Source organism: Kitasatospora sp. NPDC091257 (genome assembly GCF_044757675.1).
GTDB classification, from domain to species: domain Bacteria; phylum Actinomycetota; class Actinomycetes; order Streptomycetales; family Streptomycetaceae; genus Kitasatospora; species Kitasatospora lactacystinica.
In genome coordinates this window covers 1-3,375 of sequence record NZ_JBIVVI010001022.1, presented here as the reverse complement: position 1 = coordinate 3,375, position 3,375 = coordinate 1, and the positions used below count along the sequence as shown (strand labels likewise).

The 3,375-nt window shown below is 70.2% G+C and carries 4 protein-coding genes; all 4 read left to right on the top strand.

The genetic code is table 11. The annotated features are described in order from the left end of the window. Positions 1–363: dihydrofolate reductase family protein (locus tag ACIQOV_RS33745; protein WP_401054583.1), on the top strand; the 363-nt coding region annotated here is incomplete at its 5' end. Positions 364–639: 276 nt separating this feature from the next. Then, the gene (locus ACIQOV_RS33740; RefSeq protein WP_401054582.1) at positions 640–1,803 is read left to right on the top strand and encodes an acyltransferase family protein; all 1,164 of its coding nucleotides are present in this window, start codon (positions 640–642) and stop codon (positions 1,801–1,803) included. A 30-nt stretch (positions 1,804–1,833) separates the two neighbouring features. After that, entirely contained in the window at positions 1,834–3,057 is a 1,224-nt protein-coding gene (locus ACIQOV_RS33735) for a cytochrome P450 (protein WP_401054580.1), read from the top strand. An 11-nt stretch (positions 3,058–3,068) separates the two neighbouring features. Further along, positions 3,069–3,278 carry a ferredoxin gene (locus ACIQOV_RS33730; protein ID WP_380358219.1) on the top strand — a complete coding sequence of 70 codons (210 nt, stop codon included), beginning with the start codon at positions 3,069–3,071 and terminating at the stop codon, positions 3,276–3,278. Positions 3,279–3,375: the final 97 nt, after the last annotated feature.

Sequence of the window (3,375 nt, the reverse complement as noted above, 5' to 3'; positions counted from 1 at the left end):
GGGTGGTGGGGCGCCAACCCGCCGTTCCACGCTCCGGTCTTCGTGCTCACCCACTACGAGCGCCCGTCCTTCACGCTGTCCGACACCACCTTCCACTTCCTCAACGCGACGCCGGAGGAGGCGCTGAAGCACGCGAAGGAGGCCGCCGGGGACCGGAACGTGCGCATCAGCGGCGGGGTGACCACCGTCCGCGAGTTCATCGACGCCGACCTGGTCGACACCATGCACTTCGCCGTCGCACCGGTCGACCTCGGCCGGGGGGAACGGCTCTGGAAGAGCCACACCGAGCTGCTCGACCGCTTCCACCTCGACACGGTACCCAGCCCGAGCGGGGTGACCCACCTCCTGTTCTGGCGGCGGTGACCACCGGCGCGTACGACCGCGCCCTCCCGTCGTGACCACCGCTCGTCCGTGGCCGGGGCCTTCGCCCCGGCCACGGTCGTGCCGGCGCCCGGGCCGTCGCCGACCGGCGATCAAGGGCAGCACGTTGGAAGAAATCATGATGTCGAATCGCCTCCCCCGGTTACGACTAACACGCGAGTAGCGCCGCGCGCCCACCGAAGACCGGGTGGTGCCGCCCCGGCGTTCCGCCTCGGAGAAAAGGGGTTGCCCATGAATTCGCCACTACCGGCGAGAACGGTGACACTGCCGTCACTGGAAGGCCTCCGGGCCGTCGCCGTCGTCTTCGTCTTCGCCAGCCACGCGCTCGTCCTCGGGGCCTTCAAGGACCCGAACGCCCTCTCCGTCTTCAGCACCCTGACGGGCGACGGACGCATCGGGTTCCTCGCGGTGTCGTTCTTCTTCGTCCTCAGCGGCTTCGTCCTCACCTGGTCGGCCAAGCCCGGTCAGACCGCGACCGGCTTCTGGCGGCGCAGGGTGGTGCGCATAGGCCCCTCCCACGTCCTGATCGCGTTCGTCGCCCTGAGCCAGTTCGCCGCCGCGGGCGAGACGATCAGATGGGGACCGGCCCTCGCCAACCTCTTCCTGGTCCAGAACTGGTGGCCCTCCCAGGACCTGATCATGTACCAGTTCAACGGCGCGACCTGGACGCTCGCGGTGGAGATGCTCTGCTACGCGATGTTCCCGCTGCTGGTCCGGTTCGTCCGCCGGCTCGGCAACCGGGCGCTGTGGTCCTGGATCATCGGCCTCGGCGCGACCGCCGTCCTGCTCCCGGCGATCAGCTACCCGCTGCTGTCGGGGTACCCGCCGAGCCAGTTCTACCCCGCGGGGTCCTGGCCCCAGCTGTGGGCGCTGTACTTCTTCCCGCCCGTGCGGTGCATCGACTTCGTGATCGGCATGTTCCTCGCCCGGATCGTCGCCTCCGGAAGCTGGCCGAGGATCCGGATCCTGCCAGCCGCCCTGCTCAACCTCGCCGTCTTCCTGCTGCTGTTCCACCTGCCCATCCCCTTCGGGATCGCGGCGCTCTACCCCGTCCCGGCCGCGCTGCTGATCGGCGCGCTCGCCGTCCGGGACCTGTCCGGCCGGCGCACGGTCCTCAGCGCGCCCTTCATGGTGCGGCTCGGGGAACTGTCCTTCGCCTTCTACATCATCCACATCACCGTGATGTTCGCGGTGCACGCGGCGTTCGCGGGCGATCTGGTGGGCTACGCCCACGCGTACACCCCGACGGCGTTCAGCACGCCCGTCGCCATCGCGTTCGTCGTCGCCCTCTACGCCCTCTGCGTCGCACTGGCCTGGGTCCTGCACAAGACCGTCGAGATGCCGGCCATGCGCCGCTGGAGCCGCCCGGCGGCGCAGCGTGCTCCCAAACGTCCGAACCCGGAGCCCCAGCCACAGACCTGAGCACCCCTCGCACGACGATCGGAGACAGCCATGGCCGAAGCCACCGACCCGACCGACCACTCCGACCACTCCGACCACCCGTCCTACCCGATGCCCCGGACGTGCCCGTACACGCTGCCGGACGGCTACCAGGAGCTCCTCGACCGACCGACCCTCGGCAAGGTCCGGCTGCCCAGCGGCAAGCTCGCCTGGGCCACGGCCCGCTACGAGGACGTCAAGGCGATGCTGGGCGACAACCGGTTCAGCTCCGACCTGCGCCGCCCGGGCTACCCGCTGATGATGGACCACCAGGTCCCCGCGCCCGAGTTCTCCACCTCGCTGGTCGGGATGGATCCCCCCGAACACACCCTGGCCCGGCGCGCGGTGGCAGCGGACTTCACCCCCCGCAGCATCAACCGCCTGCGGCCCCGGATCCAGGAGATCACCGACGAGTACGTCGACCGGCTGCTGGCCGGCCCCCGTACCGTCGACCTGATCGACGCGTTCGCCAACCCGGTTCCGCTGCTGGTGATCTGCGAGCTGCTCGGCGTCCCGTTCGCCGACCGCGAGTTCTTCCTGCGGACCTCCTTCACGGTGATGAACGCCACCACCCCCGAGGCCGGCGCGGTGGCGACCGCGGAACTCATGGGCTACATGGACGGGATGGTGACCGACAAGGAGCGGACCCCGACCGACGACCTGATCGGCCGGCTGGCGGCGCGGCGCGGCGAGCCGGGCGTCCCCGACCACCGCGACCTCGTCGGGATGGCCTTCATGCTGCTGATGGCCGGCCACGAGACCATCGCGAACGTCATCGGTCTGGGGGCCATGCTGCTCCTCGAACGGCCGGTGCTGCGCAAGGCGCTGGCCGCCGACCCGTCGCGTTGGCCGGCGACGATCGACGAGCTGGTGCGCTACTTCACCATCGCGGAGATCGCCAACTCCCGGGTGGCCCTGGAGGACGTCGAGATCGGCGGGGTCCGGATCGCGGCCGGCGAGGGCGTGCTCGGTCTGACGGTGGGAGCCAACCGGGACCCGCTGCGCTTCGCGGACCCGGACGTCTTCGACCCCGACCGCGTCGAACGCAGTCTGGCGTTCGGCTTCGGCGCGCACCAGTGCATCGGTCAGCACCTGGCCAGGACCGAGCTGGAGGTCGTCCTGACGACCCTGTTCGAGCGCATCCCCGAGCTGCGGCTCGCCGAGCCCGTCGAAGCGCTGCGGTTCAAGGAGGAGCACGTCAACTACGGCCTGCACGCGTTGCCGGTCACCTGGTGAGGGGGAACTCCATGCGGATCCGTACCAACCCCGACAGCTGCATCGGCGCGGGCCGGTGCTACCTGGCGGCGCCCGACCTGTTCGACCAGGACGACCGTGACGGGACGGTCGTGGTGCTGGCCGACCGGGTTGCGGGGGCCCAACTGGCGGGCGCCCGGACGGCGGTCGAGGAGTGCCCGACGCGCACGCTGTCCCTGACCGAGGAATCGGACGTGCCCTGAGGAACGGACGGGGCCGGCGCGCTCGACCTGTACCACAACGTCGAGGTCAACGGTCAGCCGATCATCATCTATCCGGCCAACCAGTCGCCCGCGCAGA